The 19,744-nt window shown below is 39.6% G+C and carries 13 protein-coding genes and 1 pseudogene; 8 read left to right on the top strand and 6 right to left on the bottom strand.

Features of this window, described 5'->3' with window-relative positions:
- Positions 1 to 532: 532 nt before the first annotated feature.
- A complete protein-coding gene (locus AC1WMD_RS09035; protein ID WP_494256836.1) occupies positions 533 to 1,489 on the top strand; it encodes a DUF6454 family protein in 957 nt (318 codons plus the stop codon).
- Between the two features lie 153 nt (positions 1,490 to 1,642).
- Here the strand turns inward: AC1WMD_RS09035 and AC1WMD_RS09030 are convergent.
- A pseudogene (locus AC1WMD_RS09030) lies at positions 1,643 to 2,208 on the bottom strand (TetR-like C-terminal domain-containing protein).
- A gap of 217 nt (positions 2,209 to 2,425) precedes the next feature.
- Between AC1WMD_RS09030 and AC1WMD_RS09025 the strand changes: the two are divergent.
- Together AC1WMD_RS09025 and AC1WMD_RS09020 are read left to right on the top strand one after the other, a co-directional pair.
- A complete protein-coding gene (locus tag AC1WMD_RS09025) occupies positions 2,426 to 3,016 on the top strand; it encodes a TetR/AcrR family transcriptional regulator (RefSeq protein WP_494256835.1) in 591 nt (196 codons plus the stop codon).
- The gene (locus tag AC1WMD_RS09020) at positions 3,006 to 3,563 is read left to right on the top strand and encodes an HXXEE domain-containing protein (RefSeq protein ID WP_494256833.1); all 558 of its coding nucleotides are present in this window, start codon (positions 3,006 to 3,008) and stop codon (positions 3,561 to 3,563) included. The genes AC1WMD_RS09025 and AC1WMD_RS09020 overlap by 11 nt, the downstream gene beginning before the upstream one ends.
- A 41-nt stretch (positions 3,564 to 3,604) precedes the next feature.
- Here AC1WMD_RS09020 and AC1WMD_RS09015 read toward each other — a convergent pair whose 3' ends face one another.
- Positions 3,605 to 6,025: a hypothetical protein gene (locus tag AC1WMD_RS09015; RefSeq protein ID WP_494256831.1), complete on the bottom strand. Its 2,421-nt coding sequence runs from the start codon at positions 6,023 to 6,025 to the stop codon at positions 3,605 to 3,607.
- A gap of 195 nt (positions 6,026 to 6,220) precedes the next feature.
- Between AC1WMD_RS09015 and AC1WMD_RS09010 the strand changes: the two genes are divergently transcribed.
- Both AC1WMD_RS09010 and AC1WMD_RS09005 read left to right on the top strand, forming a co-directional pair.
- Positions 6,221 to 6,862, top strand: coding sequence for a BMQ_0737 family morphogenetic spore coat protein (locus AC1WMD_RS09010; protein WP_494256829.1), 642 nt, complete (start codon positions 6,221 to 6,223; stop codon positions 6,860 to 6,862).
- A 117-nt stretch (positions 6,863 to 6,979) separates the two neighbouring features.
- Positions 6,980 to 7,561 (top strand): hypothetical protein, encoded by a 582-nt coding sequence (locus AC1WMD_RS09005; RefSeq protein ID WP_494256827.1) that lies wholly within the window; start codon positions 6,980 to 6,982, stop codon positions 7,559 to 7,561.
- A gap of 216 nt (positions 7,562 to 7,777) precedes the next feature.
- On the opposite strand, the gene AC1WMD_RS09000 is transcribed toward AC1WMD_RS09005, so the two are convergent.
- The 4 genes from AC1WMD_RS09000 to AC1WMD_RS08985 form a co-directional block, all read right to left on the bottom strand.
- Positions 7,778 to 8,230, bottom strand: coding sequence for a hypothetical protein (locus AC1WMD_RS09000; RefSeq protein ID WP_494256825.1), 453 nt, complete (start codon positions 8,228 to 8,230; stop codon positions 7,778 to 7,780).
- Positions 8,231 to 8,844: 614 nt separating this feature from the next.
- Positions 8,845 to 9,690, bottom strand: a complete 846-nt coding sequence (locus tag AC1WMD_RS08995) for a carbohydrate ABC transporter permease (RefSeq protein ID WP_494256823.1) — start codon at positions 9,688 to 9,690, stop codon at positions 8,845 to 8,847.
- A 21-nt stretch (positions 9,691 to 9,711) separates the two neighbouring features.
- On the bottom strand, positions 9,712 to 10,599 hold the full coding sequence (locus AC1WMD_RS08990) for a carbohydrate ABC transporter permease (RefSeq protein WP_043904413.1): 888 nt from the start codon (positions 10,597 to 10,599) through the stop codon (positions 9,712 to 9,714).
- Positions 10,600 to 10,674: 75 nt separating this feature from the next.
- On the bottom strand, positions 10,675 to 11,922 hold the full coding sequence (locus AC1WMD_RS08985; protein ID WP_494256821.1) for a sugar ABC transporter substrate-binding protein: 1,248 nt from the start codon (positions 11,920 to 11,922) through the stop codon (positions 10,675 to 10,677).
- 591 nt (positions 11,923 to 12,513) lie between these two features.
- On the opposite strand from AC1WMD_RS08985, the gene AC1WMD_RS08980 reads away from it, so the two are divergent.
- The 3 genes from AC1WMD_RS08980 to AC1WMD_RS08970 are packed head-to-tail and all read left to right on the top strand — an operon-like array spanning position 12,514 to position 19,727.
- Complete coding sequence (locus tag AC1WMD_RS08980) at positions 12,514 to 14,685, top strand: glycoside hydrolase family 3 N-terminal domain-containing protein (RefSeq protein ID WP_494256820.1); 2,172 nt, start codon at positions 12,514 to 12,516, stop codon at positions 14,683 to 14,685.
- A gap of 20 nt (positions 14,686 to 14,705) precedes the next feature.
- Positions 14,706 to 18,053, top strand: a complete 3,348-nt coding sequence (locus tag AC1WMD_RS08975) for a GH36-type glycosyl hydrolase domain-containing protein (protein WP_494256819.1) — start codon at positions 14,706 to 14,708, stop codon at positions 18,051 to 18,053.
- 54 nt (positions 18,054 to 18,107) lie between these two features.
- Positions 18,108 to 19,727 (top strand): glycoside hydrolase family 13 protein, encoded by a 1,620-nt coding sequence (locus tag AC1WMD_RS08970; RefSeq protein ID WP_494256818.1) that lies wholly within the window; start codon positions 18,108 to 18,110, stop codon positions 19,725 to 19,727.
- The last annotated feature ends 17 nt before the right edge of the window (positions 19,728 to 19,744 follow it).

The following is a 19,744-nucleotide window of genomic DNA, read 5'->3' as shown; positions in this document are numbered from 1 at the left end:
TAAAGAGAATTCAATCTAGTTTGATTGGGTTCTTTTTATTTTAAGACAATGTCCTTTTAGTAATCGCTTATAGAAGAGTTGATTGTAGGGGGAGAGGGAGCAAAGTTGTAATCTAATACCATTTGATTTTTTCATCTTTTTTCAGTGTTCTACGATTTACCCGTTTCGTCCGTTACTCCAATGTAATCAACGGTGATAAAATGGATCTTACGTTCTTTTGGTGAAAGGTCAAGATAACGGAGAATGAGAAGCTTAAAAATTCTAATTTGCACACTAACTTTCTCAATTAGTCATTCCCTATCACCAAGATTGCGTAAGAGCCAATTTTAAAACGTTGTTGACAGTTTTTGAGGAATGATGAAAATTCATTCATAATATGAAAGGAAAATTCCCTAAAATGTATTTTTCTTTACGATGTAAACTTCATTTAAATTTTCTGTAAAATTTACAGAGAAAGGCTTTTTGCATGTTCCGGGAAAAAATAAAATGAAATTGAAGAAGGGAAAATTTTATACTGAATAGGAGGATCATCGTGCGAAAAACAGTATTTACCGTTACCGCAACACTTTTAATTGGTGTCGCATCCACAGCTCTAGCAATGCCTCAATCGCACATTACCAGTACAAAAGAGCAAAAACTAGATGATCAGTTCCAACAGCTTTCCCGTAACACGAAGTGGCAGCAAAAAGAAAAGATTCACCTACAATTTAATGCGTATCACCCGCAAGGAATGACTCGAATCGGAGACCTCTATTATATGTCCTCTGTGGAAATCATCGAAAAACCGGTAAAGTATGACCAGCCTCAAGATGGCTATGATCGTACCCCTGGAAAAGGGATCGGTCACTTGTTTGTCTTTAACAAACAAGGTGAACTGTTGAAAGACATCCAACTGGGTGAAGGTATCATCTATCATCCAGGCGGCATTGCATTCGATGGCAAATCCATCTGGGTTCCTGTGGCAGAATATCGTCCCAACAGCCACTCTATTGTCTACAAAGTAAATTATGAGACCATGAAAGTGGAAGAAGCATTCCGGGTCAATGACCATATCGGCGGAATAGTTCGTGACGCCCAAAGTGGAAAACTTATAGGAGTGAGCTGGGGTTCGCGTAAATTCTATGAGTGGAATGAAAAAGGTCAACAACTGCGTGTAAAAGAAAACTCCAGTCATTTTATCGATTACCAAGATTGTGAAGGTGTGGGCAAAGGCAAAATGATTTGCAGCGGTATTTCTGAACTCCCAAATCCTGCAACTGACTATTCTAAACCTTACGAGTTAGGTGGATTAGCCTTGCTTGATATGAAAAGGCTGAATACGATTCATGAAGTGCCATTAATGGAGTTTTCTCCACAAGGACATGTCATTACTCGTAACCCGGTGTTCCTGGAGAATGCTGGTCAAGAGCTGCGACTTTACGCTGTGCCAGATGACGATGACGCGTCATTGCTAGTGTATGAAACAACCAATCTTAATAATAAACAGTAGGATCTGGTAGAAGTCTGTATTGTAAAATAGAAAAAAGAGCTATTCTTATAAAGCCCTAAATTAATAAAACGATGAAAACAAAAAGGTAAGCGTATATTAGATATTCTAATATGTTGCTTACCTTTATTACATAATTCCCCATAAAGCCATCTTTTAGTTAAATTTTGTACGTAGTCCAGTTAAGTACGTGCTCAAAATATGTTTCAAAGTTTCATCTGTGTCTAGATTTATATTGAATCCTTTCTTTAACTCTAGGGAAGCGAATCCATGTACAATACTGCGAAGGCCGCGCACAGTATGGAGGGCATTTTCGCGATCAAGTCTGTATGGTTCTAAAACACGCAACAAGAGAGCAACAATTTCGTTTCCGGCTGCTTGAATGTCTACGTCCAAAGGATCGGGAGCTCCCATGGTTGCTTCGTAAAGTCCGGGATGTCGCCGAACAAATGAAACATAGGCAACTCCAATGGAATACACAAAGCCTCATCACCGGATTTACCGATAGCCGCTTCTGCCAGTTCTTCCTTTAGTTTGCGAATCGCATAACAAGCTAGTTCCTTTTTCAAACCTGGTAATCCTTGCACAGAGTTATACAACGAAGGTGTGCGGATCTGTAATTTTTTAGCTAAGGAATCGAGGGACACCTGTTCAAACCCTTCTTGATCAGCAAGGTCCGCTGCTGCCTTGAGAACTGACATTTTATCAAGGCCTTGCCTCATTAATTCTCCCTTCTTTCTAGTGATTTTTCTGCATCGTTTATTGCCCTGCTCATTGTCTCGACAGGATTAATTAACATAGGACCGTGTCCCACGTTGTATGTATCCATTGCAAATACGAATGAATCAAAAAAACGACGAAAACCTATTTACAACTAAACAAATTTTCTGTATATTTATAACTAACTAATTAGTTAGTTGCATAAAAGGAGGAAGGATAGTGTCTAAAACCAAAGGGGAAGAGAGTAAGAGAAAGTTGCTTCAAGCGGCAGAAGAGCTTTTTGCGAAAAAGGGGTTTCAAAGTACCAAAATAAGCGAAATCGTTGCAAACGCGGGTTTAACGCAAGCAGCTTTTTATCTTTATTTCAAAAGTAAAGAAGATATCTTTCAACAAATGATTCAGGATTTTGACCAGCAGTTAATTGACCTAAGTGATGCTGGGAAAAAGGCTGTTGAATTTTTTCCAAATGATATAAAAAGTTATGTAACCAACATGTTTATCCAATTGTTTACTGTGCTAGGAAAGAACCCAAATTTGACAAGAATTGCTCTTCAACATGCAACAGAAAGCGATCAAATTCGCAAAAAGATTGTCGAGCAAATAGCAAATAACATGTCCAATAACCAGCGATTCGGAATTGTAAAAGAAGAAATAGACACATGGGTGGCAGCAGAGGCCATTGTTGCTGTTACAGAGCGACTGGTGAATCGGTATTTATTGACAGGAGAAAAAACGGAAAAAGAACTGGGGGAGCAAGTAGCACAGATGTTTTTGAACGGGATCTTAAATCATTCGAAAAGTGGTGATTGAAGTGATATTAGAATGGTTAGATTCTCGACTTCATCTAATCAGTGTTCTATGGTTGTTTCCCATTTTGTTTATGTTTCATGATTTCGAAGAGATTCTTACCGTGGAGAAATGGGTGAAACATAACAAAGAACAAGTTTTTGCGCTTTTACCTAAATCAGCCCGCAAGTATTTCTATAGCAGTTTTCAGATGACAACTGTTCAATTTGCGGGAGATGTATTTTGGATTTTCCTTACCATTACGATAGCAACAGTTCTAGCCGTCGTTTTCTCTTTTTACTATATATTTTTGATGTTATTGGCAATCTTTTTCGCCCATGTATTCACACATGTAGGGCAAGCCCTTTATTTGAAAAAATACACTCCGGGTGTGATCACTTCCATTCTTCTAGTATTCCCTTATTCTTCTTATACCTACTATCGTTTGCTAAAAGAACAAGTGATAAGCGGCACGGATATCTTGTGGAGTAGTATAGGCGCAATCATCATATTGCCGATTCTATTTCTTTTTCTAGTGAATGAAAGAAACAAAGCAACAAACAAGTTTTAGAATGCAAATAGAGGAGGGAGATAATCCCCTCCGTCTTCTTTTCATTTGAATATTTTTGCTTTTTTTAATAGAGAGAAAAACCCCCGTTTTTTGTTTTCCAAATCTTCTTCAATCGATTCATCTTCCGCTTTAAGAAAGGTTGTTTCATTTCTTAGGACCATATCCTGTGTTTCGGAAGATGTTTTTGCCGGTTCGTCATGAAAGGATAGTTCTGCTGGCGGATTTGGAGTTGTTGCTTGAATTTCTTCGTTAGAGAAATCATTTATTTCTATCTCCAATGTTTCTTGTACATTCTCCGCCATTATGGAAGCAGCGGCACTCTCTGCTGGAGATAAGACGTTTGTTTCGTCCTTTTCATTTAAATGCTTATCTTCTGTTTCTTGATTTTCGGATTTCATCTCTTCGAGAATTTCACGGTCGTCAATGATTTCATTTTCTTCTTCTTGAACAGCTGTGTGATCTTCAGATACGATGGTAACCGTATCGCAATGAGCTTCCTCTTCAGTTTGTTTGGACATAACCGGATGTGCTGCCAATTGCTCAGATACCTCTTCCTCTATATGCTCTGATGTTATTGGTTCTTCCTCTGTTGCAGCCCTCAGTTCGCTAGTTGATTCAGGTATATCGAGGATCTCGATGTCTGAATGATTATCTCGAGTGTTTGTACATAATAGTGTTGGTGTTACTAGATTGGGTGATTTGTCATCATCCTCTCCCGACTGCTTATGTCGAAATGGTTGGCGAGTGTTTTGGAAAGGTTGGGTTTCAATTCGTACATTTTTAATCTGGATGGATTTCTGAGGATATACATTGGACGTTGTTGGATTCATTTGATTTTGCCCTTTCTTTTTAACTGGGGATACAATGATCGGTTGCGTTGTTTCATCAATGAACTCCTGTAATTTTAGAAAGCTATTGACAGGTGGTATTGTGTTTTCTGTATTTTTTTTTATAACGGGACTTTTTGGCGAAGGAGTTATTTCTTTTGGTTTCTCTTCTACATGAGGAGTTTCTTGTTGAGTCGTTAACAGTTGTACTAATTGTGACAACATTTGTTTCATTTCGTTCATTTCCGGGTTTTGAGAATCTTTGCTTTTCTGTCCCATTCTTTCCGTTAACTCTGACAGCTGCTTTGATATTTTCTCTATCTCTTTCGCAAAATGAGAGGTTTTTTCAAGAAGAGTTTCAATTTCGACATGTTGATGTAAAATATGTTTTTGTAAAACTACCATATCTTTTTGTTTATCCTTGTCTAACTGTGATAACATTTCTTCGATTGCATGAAATTTTTGGGTTAAGATGCGGACTTCTTCTTTTAAATCTTCTGTTTCCTGTTTTTGTGTAAATAAAGCGTCTTTGAACTCTTCAAAGTCTTTTAAAACCTTATCGATGTTTTCTTTCAAAAAATCATAATTTTTTTCCATAGTCTTGATCCTTTCTACCCAAGATGTGAATGATTCTAATTTTGATTTAAAAGAAAGATACTCATTCATAAGAGCGCGGTGGGAAGAGAGTTCTCTCTCCAATGACTGTGTTTTTTCCTTCAAGATCTCTTTTTCTTTTTCCAGTTCAGCTTGCCTTTGTTTATAGTTAGATAAGTCATTTAATAAGGATTGGATTTTTTCTTCATCTGCTTCCACTTTTTGTTGAAAAACGGCATTTTCATTTCTTAATTCTTTAATCTCATCATGCAATAAGCGATTTTCTTTTTTTGTTTCCTCTAACTCTGTTGATAAGCGGTCAATCTGATGATTTTGAGTGGAAATCGTTTCTTCATAATTATGGCATTTCTCTTTAAGTTGGGCGTTTTCGGTTGTTAACTGGTCCATTCTTTGTTTATAGTTAGATAAGTCACTCAATAAGGATTGGATTTTTTCTTCATTTGCCTCCACTTTTTTCTGAAGAACGAGATTTTCATTTCTTAATTCTTGAATCTCGTCATGCAATAAGCGATTTTCTTTTTTTGTTTCCTCTAACTCTGTGGATAATCGGTCAATTTGATGATTTTGAGTGGAAATCGTTTCTTCATAATCATGGCATTTCTCTTTAAGCTGGGCGTTTTCGGGTGTTAACTGTTCCATTCTTTGTTTATAGTTAGATAAGTCACTCAATAAGGATTGGATTTTTTCTTCATCTGCTTCCACTTTTTGTTGAAAAACAAAATTTTCATTTTTTAATTCTTTAATCTCATCATGCAATAAGTGATTTTCTTTTTTTGTTTCCTCTAACTCTGTTGCTAAGCGGTCCATCTCATGATTTTGAGTGGAAATCGTTTCCTCATAATCATGGCATTTCTCTTTAAGCTGAGCGTTTTCGGTTGTTAACTGTTCGATTTGTTCTTGGAGATGGTTCCATTGTTGATCGGATTGAAACGAAGCAAGCATGGTTTTGTATTTTTCCACTTCTGATTTAAGGTGGATAATTTTTTGTTCCAATTGGATGCTTTTATGCTCTTCGTTCACGACCTCACCACCTTTTTGGCGATTTTCACATAGAAAATGCCCATTTCTTTACAATTGTATGCAAGTTCCTAATAAAGGTTGACATAGAAAACCATTTGCATATGCTGGGAAAATTGGGCATTGATACTGTCACTCATGATGGCAATTTACATAGTATAGAGTAGCCTGAAAAAATAATGAAAGGAAGGTTGCTCGATGGCGATTAACTTAGAGCATTTTGGTCAAGAATTACGTCCAGAGTGTATTCAAGTTTGTAAAGTATACGACTGGACAACGCATGTTGTGTCGCTCGCACGAGATATCACATTTACTTTCCCAGCTGGTTCTCTTACTGGTGTCACCGTTACTCAAGTGAATTGTTTAGTAACTCTTTTAGAATGTGCTGAAGACGGTCCACGCCGTGATATCGAATGTGTGGTAGGAGATGAACCCGTTACACTGCAAGCTGTTACATTAAACAAAACCATTCAAGTTGTTTTAGAAGCGATTGGAACAAATGCAGCTGGCGCAACAGTGACTGTATTAAGCAATCCAGCACTGATCACAGTAAGTGAAGAAGTGATTCTTTGCGCACCAGAAGGCACAACAGTATGTTGCAATTCTACACAAAATGATTTTAACATTTGCCGGACGGGGGCATTTACAGTAACTGGAGATACGATTACTGCTTCTGTTTTTGTAAGAATTTGTCAAAACATTGTCGTCACATTTGAAGTAATTTTGGAAGTTCTTGCGAAGTTTTGCCAACCTCGTCCAGAAATTATTTGCGAGGACGAATGTCCAGTCGATGTATTTCCACCGCAATGTCCAGCTATCTTTCCAACTCTCAACGGATGATTGCATAAAAGAGGAGAGTTCTCAACTCTTCTTCATTTGGAAAAAGAGGGGATTTACTCCTCTTTTTTTCATACATATAACATGAAAGAAGTTTTTATTTTCACAAGGAGGGGGAAGATGAGCGATCTGCTTTTGGACGTGGAAAAAAAAGTTCGCGCACTGGAACGGGACATTCAGGCAGTCAAGCAGACTTTGAACGAAATAAAGAAAGCAAAAGAACAGGGGAAAGGTATTCATCCTATAAGTGTTATTTCCTATTTTACGTATTCGTTATTATTGCCGAAAACGGCAGAGCAGAAGGGAACGGTCGTCGGAAACTTTGTCATTCACAATACCGGTTCGGTTCCACTTGAAAACCCTTTTATATGTCTAAAAGTGATGCCAAAAGAACGTGCCATATTGTCCGCTAAGCTTGGAGGGGATGTCCAATATGATCGCCGTTTGAATCCGTTGGTGATGGAACCATGGCAATATATTGATGAAAATGCGGATAAAATCGTAGAGGAAAAAGGGGAGTTCTGGCTAAAGCCTGTCCACATTTCAAAAATCGAGGCTGGACAGAAATTATCTTTTTCCAATTTCCAGCTAAAGTTTGATATCAGTGAAGAACAAACGACTTATAAAGTGGAAGGGTTTTTTTATTGCAAACAACTTCCAAGTGGGGTTCGGGCTTTGAACAATATTGTTATTCATGTGTAATGAAAATGATTCTATAAAAAATGGAAATGTTCATCGAAAAAATGAGAGGAGAGGAAAGGATGGAGTATGACAAGAGAAGTGAAATGGATTTGCTAAGAATGAGGAGAACTTAATCAATGGACACAACGTTAGTGCATGGAAAATGGCTTGTTTTCCATTAGATAAGGAAGGCTGACTCAATGTCTATTCTGCCTGTTTGAGTCAGCCATTGTTTATTTATGCTTCTCGAACGACAAGAGCATTTAATGCGCGAGTTTCTGCAGTATAAGTAATACCAGCTATAGCTGCAACGTTTATAACGACACGGTAAACCTGTGTTCCGACGCCTGGTACGTCTACCCAAGTAAGGTTTGGATATTCAGTAACCGTAGCAGCACCAGTTATTTGAGTGTCTACATCGAGCTGAGCCAAATCCACGAATGCTCCTCCATTTGTAGACCGCTGGAGAACATAAGTAACACCTGTTACGTCAGTTGTTACTCCTGCGTTAGCGGATGTAATTGCTAATTCAACCATGGAATCTAATTTTACCTCATCTCCGCTAAGCGTAGTGATTGGCTCAAGAGTAAGCACTACATTTGGATTAGTGGCAGCTGTGAGCGTTTGAGGGGTTGCTGATTGAGTAAAAAACAATTGCGGAAATAAGCCTCCATTACATAAGCAAGCCATAGTATATATCATCCTTTCAAATTTTTTGTTTTCGTACTACTGTATTAAATGACAAACGTAGAGAAAATGTTTCGGATGAACAACCATTCTTTCGCCCATTTTGAATTTTATAGTTGTAAATGGGAGAGTATCTAGAAATGATCGTTATGATGTTAGTTTAAAAACTGGGCACACCAAAAGAGACGTGATCATAAAACAAATGACATGGAGGGAGTGGCCAATGTAAGGAAAATAATTTGATAAAGAAAACAAGGGGGCAAGAGCGAGTGTATTCGAGTATATCGAGGTTTTTGCCACTATAAGCGAGTCCATTCCAATAATCGATATCCATCAATGATGTACGAAAAGATGTATCAGCCATTGACTTCCTTGTAAGAGAATGAAGGTGTCAACCCCTTCATTCTCTTGCAAGGCAAGAGAAGCGCAGTAGAAACATCTCTATTTTTTGTGTCTATTTTCTTAGCATAATACCAAACTTCTATTTCATGACCTCTTTTTGAAATGAAATTGGCAAGCAGGCAATAGATTCACCATTAAGAAACTGTTTGTGTTCATATCATCGTGAAAAGGAAATAGTTATTTTCATGCCTGGATGGGGGAAATTGCTTATGTTTTTATTTCATACCAGAAATTGTATAACTTTCAATAATATATTTTTGGAAGAACATGAAAATAACGATAATCGGAACAACCATAAAAGTCGATCCAGCCATTTGTAAAGCAAAGTTACCGCCATATTGCCCTTTCAATAAGGACAAAGCGACTGATAATGTGTAAAGATTCTCGTCATTTGCGATAATTAATGGCCAAAGGAAGCTGTTCCATCCCGCGATGAATGTTAAAATCCCTTGCACTGCAAGAATCGGTTTGCAAATCGGCAAAACAATCTGCATGAAAACCCGGAATTCACTTGCTCCATCTAACCGAGCTGCTTCCAGTAATTCATCTGGAATCGTTGACATGAACTGTCGGAACAGAAAGATGCCAAACGCCCCGACAAGACCAGGCAAAACAATCCCTACCATTGTATTTGTTAAATGCATTTCGTTCAAAATTAAATACACGGGAATCATTGTTACTTGTCCGGGAATCATCATGGTCGCTAATACTAGATAAAACAATTTTTCTTTTCCTTTAAATTGAAACTTCGCAAATCCATAGCCTGCCATCGCATTTAAAAACAAGCCGATGAAGGAGCAGAGAACAATAATAATCGTGTTTTTGAGGTATAGCGCAAAATTCATATTTTCAAATAAATTAACGAAATTTTCGAATGTAAATTTGTCGGGCCAAAGAGTGGGCGGGATTTGCATTACTTCACTTTCTGTTTTAAAGGCGGATAAAATCATCCAAATAAACGGAATAGAAATTAGCAAACCGCCTATCGCCAATGCAATGCCAGCAGCCCATTGTTGATATCGCTCTCTTTTAGTAAGATACACGGATTGATTAGATTTCATGGTTTCACCTCAATTTCTCCCTCAATAATCCACTTCTTTGTTTTGCAGTTTGAATTGAATGATTGTCACAATAATAATGGCCATAAACAAGATAAACGAACCAGCAGCGGCATAGCCGAATTTGCTGAATTCAAAGCCGTTTTGATAAATAAATAATGCTACAGAAGTGGTGCTATCAAGCGGCCCGCCTTTTGTCATAATAAACGGTTCTTCGAAGAATTGCAGCCAACCAATCATGGTGGTAATGGAGACGAAGAAAATGGCATATCGCAGCAACGGAATAGTTATTTTTGTTAACTGTTTCCATCCGTTAGCTCCATCCAGTTGTGCTGCTTCATAATACTCTTTGGGAATTCCTTGCAGAGCAGCTAAAAAGATAATCATGTTGACGCCAATGGCTCGCCATAATGCTAATATAATTAAAGAAATTTTCGCCATCGTTGGGTCTTGCAGCCATGGAACAGCTGGTAAATGAAGCAGTTTTAATAGGTAGTTAAACAATCCAAATTGAGGGTTGTACAAATAACTCCACACCACGGCAATCGCTACAACATTGGTAATGGAGGGCATGTAAAATACGACGCGGAATACTTTAAAGATGGGCGACTTCCCAAAGTTTATGAGAAGGGCAATACCTAAAGAACAAACAATGACAAATGGAACGCCAAAAACAACATAAAAAAGCGTGTTATAGATGGATTTTATAAAAACCGGATCACTAAAGATGTCTTTATAGTTCTGTAAACCGACAAAATTAATCGTCGACCAATCAGCCAATCCCGCTAAATCAATGTCGGTAAAACTGATGATGAGTGCAATAAAGATTGGTAGTATCGAAAACAATGTCAATAAAATGATAGCTGGTGCAATGAAGAAATACGGTATTTTATTATTAATGAAACTTTTCACGAGCCCCTTCCTCCGTTACGCCCAAAGTAATGAGTTAACTAGCAGGGATTCCTGCTAGTTAACTATATACTAAAGCTATTTACTTAAAATTTCTTCAGCCTTTTTGTTAAATTCATCCATTTCTTTTTGCACATCCGCTCCGCCACGATAAATTTTTTCGAAGCTTTTCAAATACGTTTGCGCAATCTCTTCCCACTGTTTGATCATTGGCATTGGTTGCGAAGCTTCCATTTGTTGGCCGAAAGTTTTATATAATGGGTCTTCTTGTAAAGCTTTATCTTTCCACGCTTCTTTTGCTGCAGGAAGTGAGTTTGTCATTTTCATCCATTTGAGTTGTGTTTCAGGTTTACTCATGAATGCGACGAATTTCAGTGAAGCATCTTTATTCTTTGTGTATTGGAAGACTGACAAGTTAGAACCGCCTAATGCAGAGAGGTTGTTTTCTTTTTTCGGAAGCACAGCTGTTGCCCATTTTCCTTTTAAGTCCGGAGCTTGGTCGTTAATTAATTTAACCATCCAAGGGCCGCTGATGAACATTGGAACGATGCCGCCACGGAAGGCCTGAATGATGTCCATTCCTAAATCTTTTGGTGCCGAGCCATCTTTAAAGAAACCGTTTAAATATTCTACTGCCTCTACAAATTCTTTTTGATTGAATAATGGTTTATTTTGTTCATCGAGTAGTTTGGAGCCATTCTGACGAGCGAACATGAAAGCTAAACTTTGTTCGTTCGTATCAATGCTTATTCCGTATTTATTATCGCCCGGTTTAGCTAACTTTTTCGCCGCATCGCGCAATTCTTCCCATGTTTTTGGCGGTTCATTGTAACCTACTTCTTTTAATAAATCTGTACGATAATAAAGAACTCGAGTATCAATATACCATGGAACGCCTACTACTTTATCTTCGTACTTTGTTGTTTCTATAGAACCTGGATAGAAGTTATTTTCATCAAACTCCGGATATTTTTTGATATATGGTTTTAAATCCAATAATGCCTTAGCTGATGCAAATTCAGGAATCCAAGTTGTTCCCATTTGGATAACGTCAGGCCCTTTTTTTGACGCCACAGCGGTTAATAGTTTATCGTGGGCTTGATCCCAAGGAATCGCTTGAACTTTAACATCAATGTTTGGATTTTCTTTTTCAAAGTCTGTCACGATTTTTGGAAGGGATTTTGCCTCTTCTCCCATGGCCCATACGTTAATGGTTGTTTTATCGTTTTTATCCGATGATGAGCCTGAATCAGATGAACATCCTGCAAGTGTTCCTGAAATAAGGAATGTACTTAGTATAGCGGTGGTCAAGAATTTTTTTCTCATCTACTTATTCCCCCCAGATTCTCTTTTTGCGCGGTAGATAGTTGGAATGCAAGTGCATACAAGCTTGTCCTATTTTTTTATATTAGCGGAGCAAATGAAGCAATTCCCCCCTTTTTTTGAACATATCCTAAAAGATGAACATTGCTCTTTTATAATTTTAAAACATTTACCGACCGTTCACCTCCCACATATACGAAACGTTTCTTAAATAAATGGTGAAACGTTTCACCGATTGATAAAAAATAAAACAACCTTCGCTAGAGATTCTTTTATTGAAACGTTTCGACAGGGTTATTATAAGATAATTTGTAATCGTTTTCAATAGGATTTTTTTTCGCTACTTAATTATTTTGTCGCTCGTGATAAATACTATAAAACTTCAATAAAGATATGAATCTGCCATGATGAGAAAATAAGAAAATATTTCTCTGTTTTGCATAGAAACGTTTCGATAAAAAATTGACTGTATTTATGAAAGCGTTTATAATCCAGTTGTAAAGCTTGTCGAAACGTTTCAATAACCAATCTCGCTAGAGGTTCAATATATGTAAAAAATGCTGTTTAACAACATCTGAACACGGGGGATGGAAAATGACGGAACAAGAACAAAAATTAGCTTCTATTATTCAGAAGATGACATTGGATGAGAAAATTGCTCAATTAGTGCAGTTAGCGGCTCCTTTTTTTGAAGGAGCGACAAATGAAGGGCAGATTACAGGCCCTATGGCAGCGATGAAAGTGAATGAAGAAGCCGTACGCAATAGCGGATCGGTGCTGGGGGCAGCGGGAGCGAAAGAAGTCATTAACATTCAACGTGCTCATTTGAAAAAAAATCGCCTTGGCATTCCATTATTATTTATGGCGGATGTGATTCACGGCTATAAAACGATTTTTCCAGTTCCATTAGCGATTGGTTGTTCGTGGGATTTGGAATTAGCGGAAAAGAGTGCTGAGATTGCGGCTAAAGAGGCTTCGGTGTCAGGAGTGCATGTGACGTTTGCGCCGATGGTTGATTTGGTACGAGATCCGCGTTGGGGAAGGGTGGTCGAATCAACGGGGGAAGATCCTTACTTAAATAGTCAATTTGCACGGGCGTTTGTTCGTGGTTTTCAAGGGACGGATTTGCAGAATGACCATGACCGGGTTGCTTCGTGCGTCAAGCACTTTGCTGCATATGGAGCGCCAGAAGGCGGACGCGACTACAATACGGTCAATATGTCAGAACGGCAGTTGCGTGAGTCGTATTTACCTGCTTATAAAGCTGCAATAGATGAAGGATGCGAAATGGTGATGACAGCGTTCAACACCGTAGACGGCATTCCGGCTACGGGAAATAAATGGCTGATGCGGGATTTGCTTCGAGGTGAATGGGGATTTGACGGTGTTCTTATTTCGGACTGGGGCGCTGTCAAAGAAATGATCCCGCATGGTGTTGCTGCGGATGAAAGGGAAGCAGCTTATAAAGCCATTCAAGCAGGGGTCGATATCGAAATGATGTCGCCATGCTACATTCATCACTTAAAGCGTCTCGTCGAAGAAGGAGCAGTCGATGAAAGATTAATTGATGAAGCCGTGTTCCGCATTTTACGGTTAAAACAAAAATTGGGGCTGTTTGAAAATCCATATCGCGGAGCCGATGAAAAACGTGAGCAAGAGGTCGTTCTTTGTGAAGAACATCGTCGTGTAGCGCGCGAATTAGCGACAAAGTCATGTGTTTTGTTGAAAAATGAAGGAGTGCTTCCGCTTGAGCGAGGCAAAAAAATCGCATTGATTGGGCCATTTGCCCAAAGCGGCGATATTTTAGGTCCGTGGTCATGCCTTGGTTCCAAAGACCAAGCAATTCCATTATATGACGGATTAAAAATGAAAGTCGATTCATCTCTCCTTTTTGTTTCTAAAGGATGCGATATTGAAACGGGGACAGAGGAACAGTGGAATGAAGCGCTTCATGCTGCACGTGAAGCTGATGTCATCGTGTTAGCGTTAGGTGAGCATTCGGATATGAGCGGAGAAGCGGGTTGTCGGGCAGATATTCGTTTGCCAGAAGTTCAGCTCGAGTTAATTTCCAAACTAAAACAGTTGAATAAACCAATGGTTGCCGTATTGTTTAACGGCCGGCCTCTCGATTTGCATGGAGTTGTTGACAAAGTGGATGCTGTTTTAGAAGCATGGTATCCAGGAACAGAAGGCGGAGCGGCTATTGCGGATTTATTGTTTGGGGATGCAAACCCTTCAGGGAAATTAACGATGTCTTTCCCATATTCGGTCGGGCAAATACCGGTGTATTACAACTGTTTCAATACAGGGCGCCCGAAAGATGCACCGGATGCTCAAGAACGGTACGTATCACAATATTTGGATATCCCAAATGAACCGTTATTTCCATTTGGATTTGGATTGAGCTATACAACGTTTTCATACAGCGAAGCGGCGTTGTCTTCAGATTATATGACTCCGGAACAACCTATTTATATTTCCGTAAATGTGACAAATACAGGGAAAGTTGCTGGCGAAGAAGTGGTACAGCTTTATGTGCGGGATGTCACAGGGGATGTCGTTCGCCCAGTAAAAGAGCTAAAAGGGTTTCAAAAGATCTTATTACAGCCGGGCGAAACAAAAAGAGTAACATTTACATTAACAGAAGAGCAACTTCGCTACTATCATTCAGACTTGCGGTTTACAAGTGATGCTGGGACATTTGTTGCATATGTCGGTCCAAACAGTCGGGATGTGACAGCTCTTATGTTCAAGTTAGTGAAATAAAGAAAGAGTGGGGAATAAAGATGGCAATGATAACGGATTCAACATTTAAAATCGAAGCAGGAGATTTGCGCTTTACCTTTTTGAATAGCGGTGATCTTTGCGAAGCAGCACATAAAACGACGATGATTAATCAAGTGGTAGCTAATCCGATCGATGGATCATTGAACAACCTTTATTTACGGATACACAATTCCACTGGCATAAAAATCTTTCCATTGCTCGGTGTTCGCTCTGAAAGTAGCGTAAGCTTTTCCAATTCCCAAGTTTTTTGGGAAGGGGCTGTGGAGCAAATTCGTTATCACGTTACCTTTAGTCTCACTGAGCAAGGAATTTGGTTTTGGGATGTCATAGTCGATGGTCATGATGCAGAAATAGATATTATTTATGGCCAAGATTTAGGCCTTGCTGATAAAGGTGCAGTTCGGACAAATGAAGCATTTGTATCACAATATATTGATCATAAAGTATTTGAAGATGTGCATAAAGGATTTGTTGTTTGCTCCCGTCAAAACCTGCCTCAACGTGGGGCTTTCCCTTATGTGCAACAAGGGGCTTTAACAAAAGCAATAGGTTACTCAACGGATGGGTTCCAATTTTTTGGGTTGTCTTATAAGGAAACAAACGAGCCTGAAGCGTTAACAAAACAATTCCTTGCTAATGAAGTATATCAATATGAATTCGCTTACATTGCGTTGCAGTCTGAGCGAGTGAAATTAACGGGAACAGCACGATTTGTCTTTTACGGTCTTTTTAAAGAAAATCATCCGATAGCTATTACTTCTTTAGAGTATGAAAAAGATATATTAAATGCTTGGAAACATGTGAATGCACAAAGGAAAGCGGCTGTTCAAGTTTTGGATAAGGTGAAAATTTCTTCTGTTTTCGGAGCACCTCTGAAAACGAAATCAATGACGAAGGAAGAAATTGACCATTTCTTTCCTAATCGCCATCAAGAAGAATGGGATGGAAATACACTACTTTCATTCTTTACGGACACACACGAGCATGTTGTTCTAAAAGAAAAAGAGCTGCTTGTGGAACGGCCGCATGGCCATATTATGATATCCGGGCAAAACATGAAAAAGTCAGAAAATATTATCACCTCGACATCTTACATGTATGGGGTGTTTAACTCACAGCTTGCTGTTGGCAACACATCATTCAATAAAATGCTGACAAATACCCGTAACGCGCTGAACGTAATGAAAACGTCCGGTCAACGCATTTATGTAGAAATGGATGGCGTATATCATTTATTAACCATGCCATCGATGTTTGAAATGGGATTTAACTATGCGCGTTGGTTTTATAAAACGGCAGACGATTTGTTGATTGTTACCAATTATACTGCAGTCGATGCGCCAGAAGTGCATTTGCATGTCCGCTCTGCCAGCGGCAAAGCCTATCGCTACCTTGTTACGAACCAAGTATCGATGAATAACAATGAATACGAAGTGCCGTTCTTGATGGAAAGAAATGGGCAAACCATTTCGTTTTATGCAGATGATGCATCAGATAGTGCTAAAGCATATCCTAATCTGTGCTATCGGTTGCGGGTAACAGGGGCAGATGTCATGTTGGCAGATGAGCGGAAGTTTGCGTCGAACGCCTTGCCGCGGTCTGCTTCCCTCGTTGTCCTTGATTTAAGTGCAACGAATGAATGGACCATAACGATTCAAGGCCTTGTCCACGGCGAAGAGATACCTTTTGTCGAACGAGAGGCGGAGACAGAAATCGAACGTTATCGGGCTTTTTATCAAACGGTGATGAACGGGTTTTCTTTATCGCAAAACGGAGTGGTAACGGACGAACTAAGAAAAGTAAATGCTCTCGCCTGGTGGTATACACATAATATGCTCATTCATTATTTAGTTCCGCATGGACTCGAACAATACAGTGGCGCTGCTTGGGGCACCCGGGACGTATGCCAGGGGCCGACAGAGTATTGGATGGCAACTCACCACTATGATGCAGTGCGCGATATTATAAAAACAGTATATTCTCATCAATATGAAGATGATGGAAACTGGCCGCAATGGTTTATGTTTGATAAGTATTTTACGATTCAACAGGAAGAAAGCCACGGGGACATTATCATTTGGCCGCTGAAAGTGTTGGGGGATTATTTGGCTGCAACGAAAGATTACAGTATTCTGCAAGAACGGGTTCCTTATACCAAGCGAGGCAGTTTCGAATTTACTGAAGAAACGGCTACTATATGGGAACATGCCAAAAAAGCGGTTGCCTACATTAAACAACATTTCTTGCACGGGACGCACCTGTCATCGTATGGGGATGGTGACTGGGATGATACGCTTCAGCCGGCTAATGCACAGTTGAAACAGTACATGATCAGCAGCTGGACAGTTGCTTTGACTTATCAAGTCTTCCGCCAATTGTCGCACGTTTTGGCAGATGTGGATGAACAAGAAGCAGCAAAACTGCAAGCATTGGCTGCAGGGATTGAAGCAGACTTTCACCGCTATATATTATCGTCAGAAGTAATTCCAGGCTTCATCTATATGGAAAAACCAGAAAAAGCAGAGATGATGCTTCACCCAACCGATACAAAAACAGGTGTTCACTACCGCCTGATTCCAATGACCCGAGGAATAATCAGTGAGCTGCTGGCACCAGAACAGGCAGAAGCGCATTATCAAATTATCAAAGAAAAGCTGTATTTTCCAGACGGTGTTCGATTGATGGACCGGCCTGCCAGGTATGCTGGCGGCGTCAGCACCCACTTTAAACGCGCCGAACAAGCAGCGAATTTTGGCCGGGAAATCGGCCTCCAATATGTCCATGCTCATATTCGTTTCGTTGAGGCGATGGCCAAACTCGGGAAAGCTGAGGAAGTATGGAATGGCCTGTCAATCATTAATCCAATACAAATTCAACAAGTTGTACCGAACGCAGAACGCCGACAAAGCAATACGTACTTTAGCAGTTCAGACGGCAAATTTAACACACGATATGAAGCGCAAGAACGGTTTCATCAATTGCGTGAAGGAACGATACCGGTAAAAGGCGGCTGGCGTGTTTATTCAAGCGGCCCCGGAATATACATGAATCAGTTAATTTCTAATTGTTTAGGGATTCGTCAGGCGGCAGGTGATTTAGTAATCGATCCGGTATTGCCGCAAAAATTTGATGGCCTACAGTTTAACTTTCAGTTTATGGGACGTCCTGTTACATTTGTTTATCACCTCCATGGACAAGATGTACACCGTGTTGTCATCAATGGCCGTGTTGTTGCGGCCCAAACTTTGGCGAACCGTTATCGTAAAAGCGGTGTTCGAATTAGCCAACAAGAACTCAAACGTCTTTTGAAAAATGATTCCAATGTCGTTGAGATTTTTATGCAATGATCTTTTGGCGGCCTTCATGGACCGCCACATTTTTCGAAAAAATGGAGGAAAAATATGAAACGGGAATGGTGGCATAAAAGTGTCGTTTATCAAATTTATCCTCGGAGCTTTCAAGATTCGAACGGTGATGGAATTGGTGACTTGCAAGGAATTATTTCACGGCTTGACTATTTACAAGAATTAGGTGTTGATCTTATTTGGCTTTGCCCGGTCTATGCTTCGCCAAATGAGGATAATGGATATGACGTCAGCAATTACTATGACATTCATCCAGAATATGGGACAATGGCTGATATGGAACAGCTGATTGATGAGGCAGCGCAGCGCGGTATCGGCATTATGATGGATATCGTCGCTAATCACACTTCAGATGAGCATCCATGGTTTGTCGCTGCAAGTAAAGATCGAAACAATCCATTTAGACAGTTTTATGTATGGCGTGATGGAACGGACAATGGTGAGCCGAGCGAACTCAAATCTATTTTTGGCGGCAGTGCCTGGGAATACCATGAACAAACTGGCCAATATTATTTACACTTATTCAGTAAAAAACAATCAGATTTAAATTGGCATTATCCTCCAGTTAGACAAGCGATTTATGATGTAATGCGCTTTTGGATTTCTAAGGGAGTCAGAGGGTTTCGCTTTGATGTCATCGATTTAATCGCTAAAGAGGTTGACAACAACGTCATTGCAAACGGTCCTCTTCTTCATGAGTATTTACAAGAAATGTATCGAGAAGTGTTAGATGGTGCAAATGTAGTGACAGTTGGAGAAGCTGGAAGCGCCGATTTGGAACAAGCTGTTTTATATACGGCACCGGAACGACGTGAACTTAATATGATCTTTTCGTTTGAACATCTTGCACTTGATGAAGAGGCGGGAAAGCAGAAATGGGATATGAAGCCATTGGTGTTGGACGATTTGAAACAAGTTTTCTCGAAATGGCAGTATGGTTTAGCAGAACGCGGTTGGAACAGCTTGTTTTGGAACAACCATGACCAGCCGCGCATTGTTTCACGTTGGGGGAACGATACAACATATCGCTATGAGAGTGCGACAATGCTGGTAACACTGCTGCATATGATGAAAGGAACTCCTTATATTTACCAAGGTGAAGAAATAGGGATGACAAACGTTCGTTTTCCTGATCTTTCGTATTACCGGGATATCGAAACATTTCAAATGTATAAGGAACGTAAACAAAAAGGCTACTCTCATGAAGAGATTATGGCATCCATTTACGCAAAAGGCCGCGATAATGCACGTACACCAATGCAGTGGAGCCAAACAGTTCATGCGGGATTTACAACAGGCACGCCATGGATATCGGTTAATCCAAATTATGTAAACATTAACGTAGAAAAAGATCTTCGGGCAGAACGCTCGATTTATCGCTATTATCAACAATTAATCCAATTACGTAAAAAGACAGATATCGTCGCGTATGGCGATTATCAGTTGCTGGAAACAGAGCCGCAAATTTATGCCTATACACGACAATTAGGAAAGGAACGATGGTATATTATCTGCAATTTTACGGATAAAATGGTGGAATGCAAACTATTGAATCAACTGCCAACCGGAGAGATGGTGCTAAGCAATTATCAGAAGTCCTTTTTAAATGGCCGTCTTAGACCATATGAAGCAATAATATGGAAAACTCGTATATAAAGATGGGGAAGTAAACA

The sequence above is a fragment of the Parageobacillus sp. NEAU-HV-2 genome (genome assembly GCF_059115485.1).
The sequence above is the reverse complement of the archived record's forward strand: the minus strand, read 5'-3'. Positions and strand labels throughout refer to the sequence as shown.

What these genes read in the sequence shown, in the direction of transcription:
- AC1WMD_RS09010 (WP_494256829.1), top strand. Translation starts at nt 6,221, where the DNA reads ATGGCGATTAACTTAGAGCATTTTGGTCAAGAATTACGTCCAGAGTGT.
- AC1WMD_RS08975 (WP_494256819.1), top strand. Translation starts at nt 14,706, where the DNA reads ATGGCAATGATAACGGATTCAACATTTAAAATCGAAGCAGGAGATTTG.
- AC1WMD_RS09000 (WP_494256825.1), bottom strand. Translation starts at nt 8,230, where the DNA reads ATGGCTTGCTTATGTAATGGAGGCTTATTTCCGCAATTGTTTTTTACT.
- AC1WMD_RS08980 (WP_494256820.1), top strand. Translation starts at nt 12,514, where the DNA reads ATGACGGAACAAGAACAAAAATTAGCTTCTATTATTCAGAAGATGACA.
- AC1WMD_RS08970 (WP_494256818.1), top strand. Translation starts at nt 18,108, where the DNA reads ATGAAACGGGAATGGTGGCATAAAAGTGTCGTTTATCAAATTTATCCT.
- AC1WMD_RS08985 (WP_494256821.1), bottom strand. Translation starts at nt 11,922, where the DNA reads ATGAGAAAAAAATTCTTGACCACCGCTATACTAAGTACATTCCTTATT.
- AC1WMD_RS08995 (WP_494256823.1), bottom strand. Translation starts at nt 9,690, where the DNA reads ATGAAATCTAATCAATCCGTGTATCTTACTAAAAGAGAGCGATATCAA.
- AC1WMD_RS09005 (WP_494256827.1), top strand. Translation starts at nt 6,980, where the DNA reads ATGAGCGATCTGCTTTTGGACGTGGAAAAAAAAGTTCGCGCACTGGAA.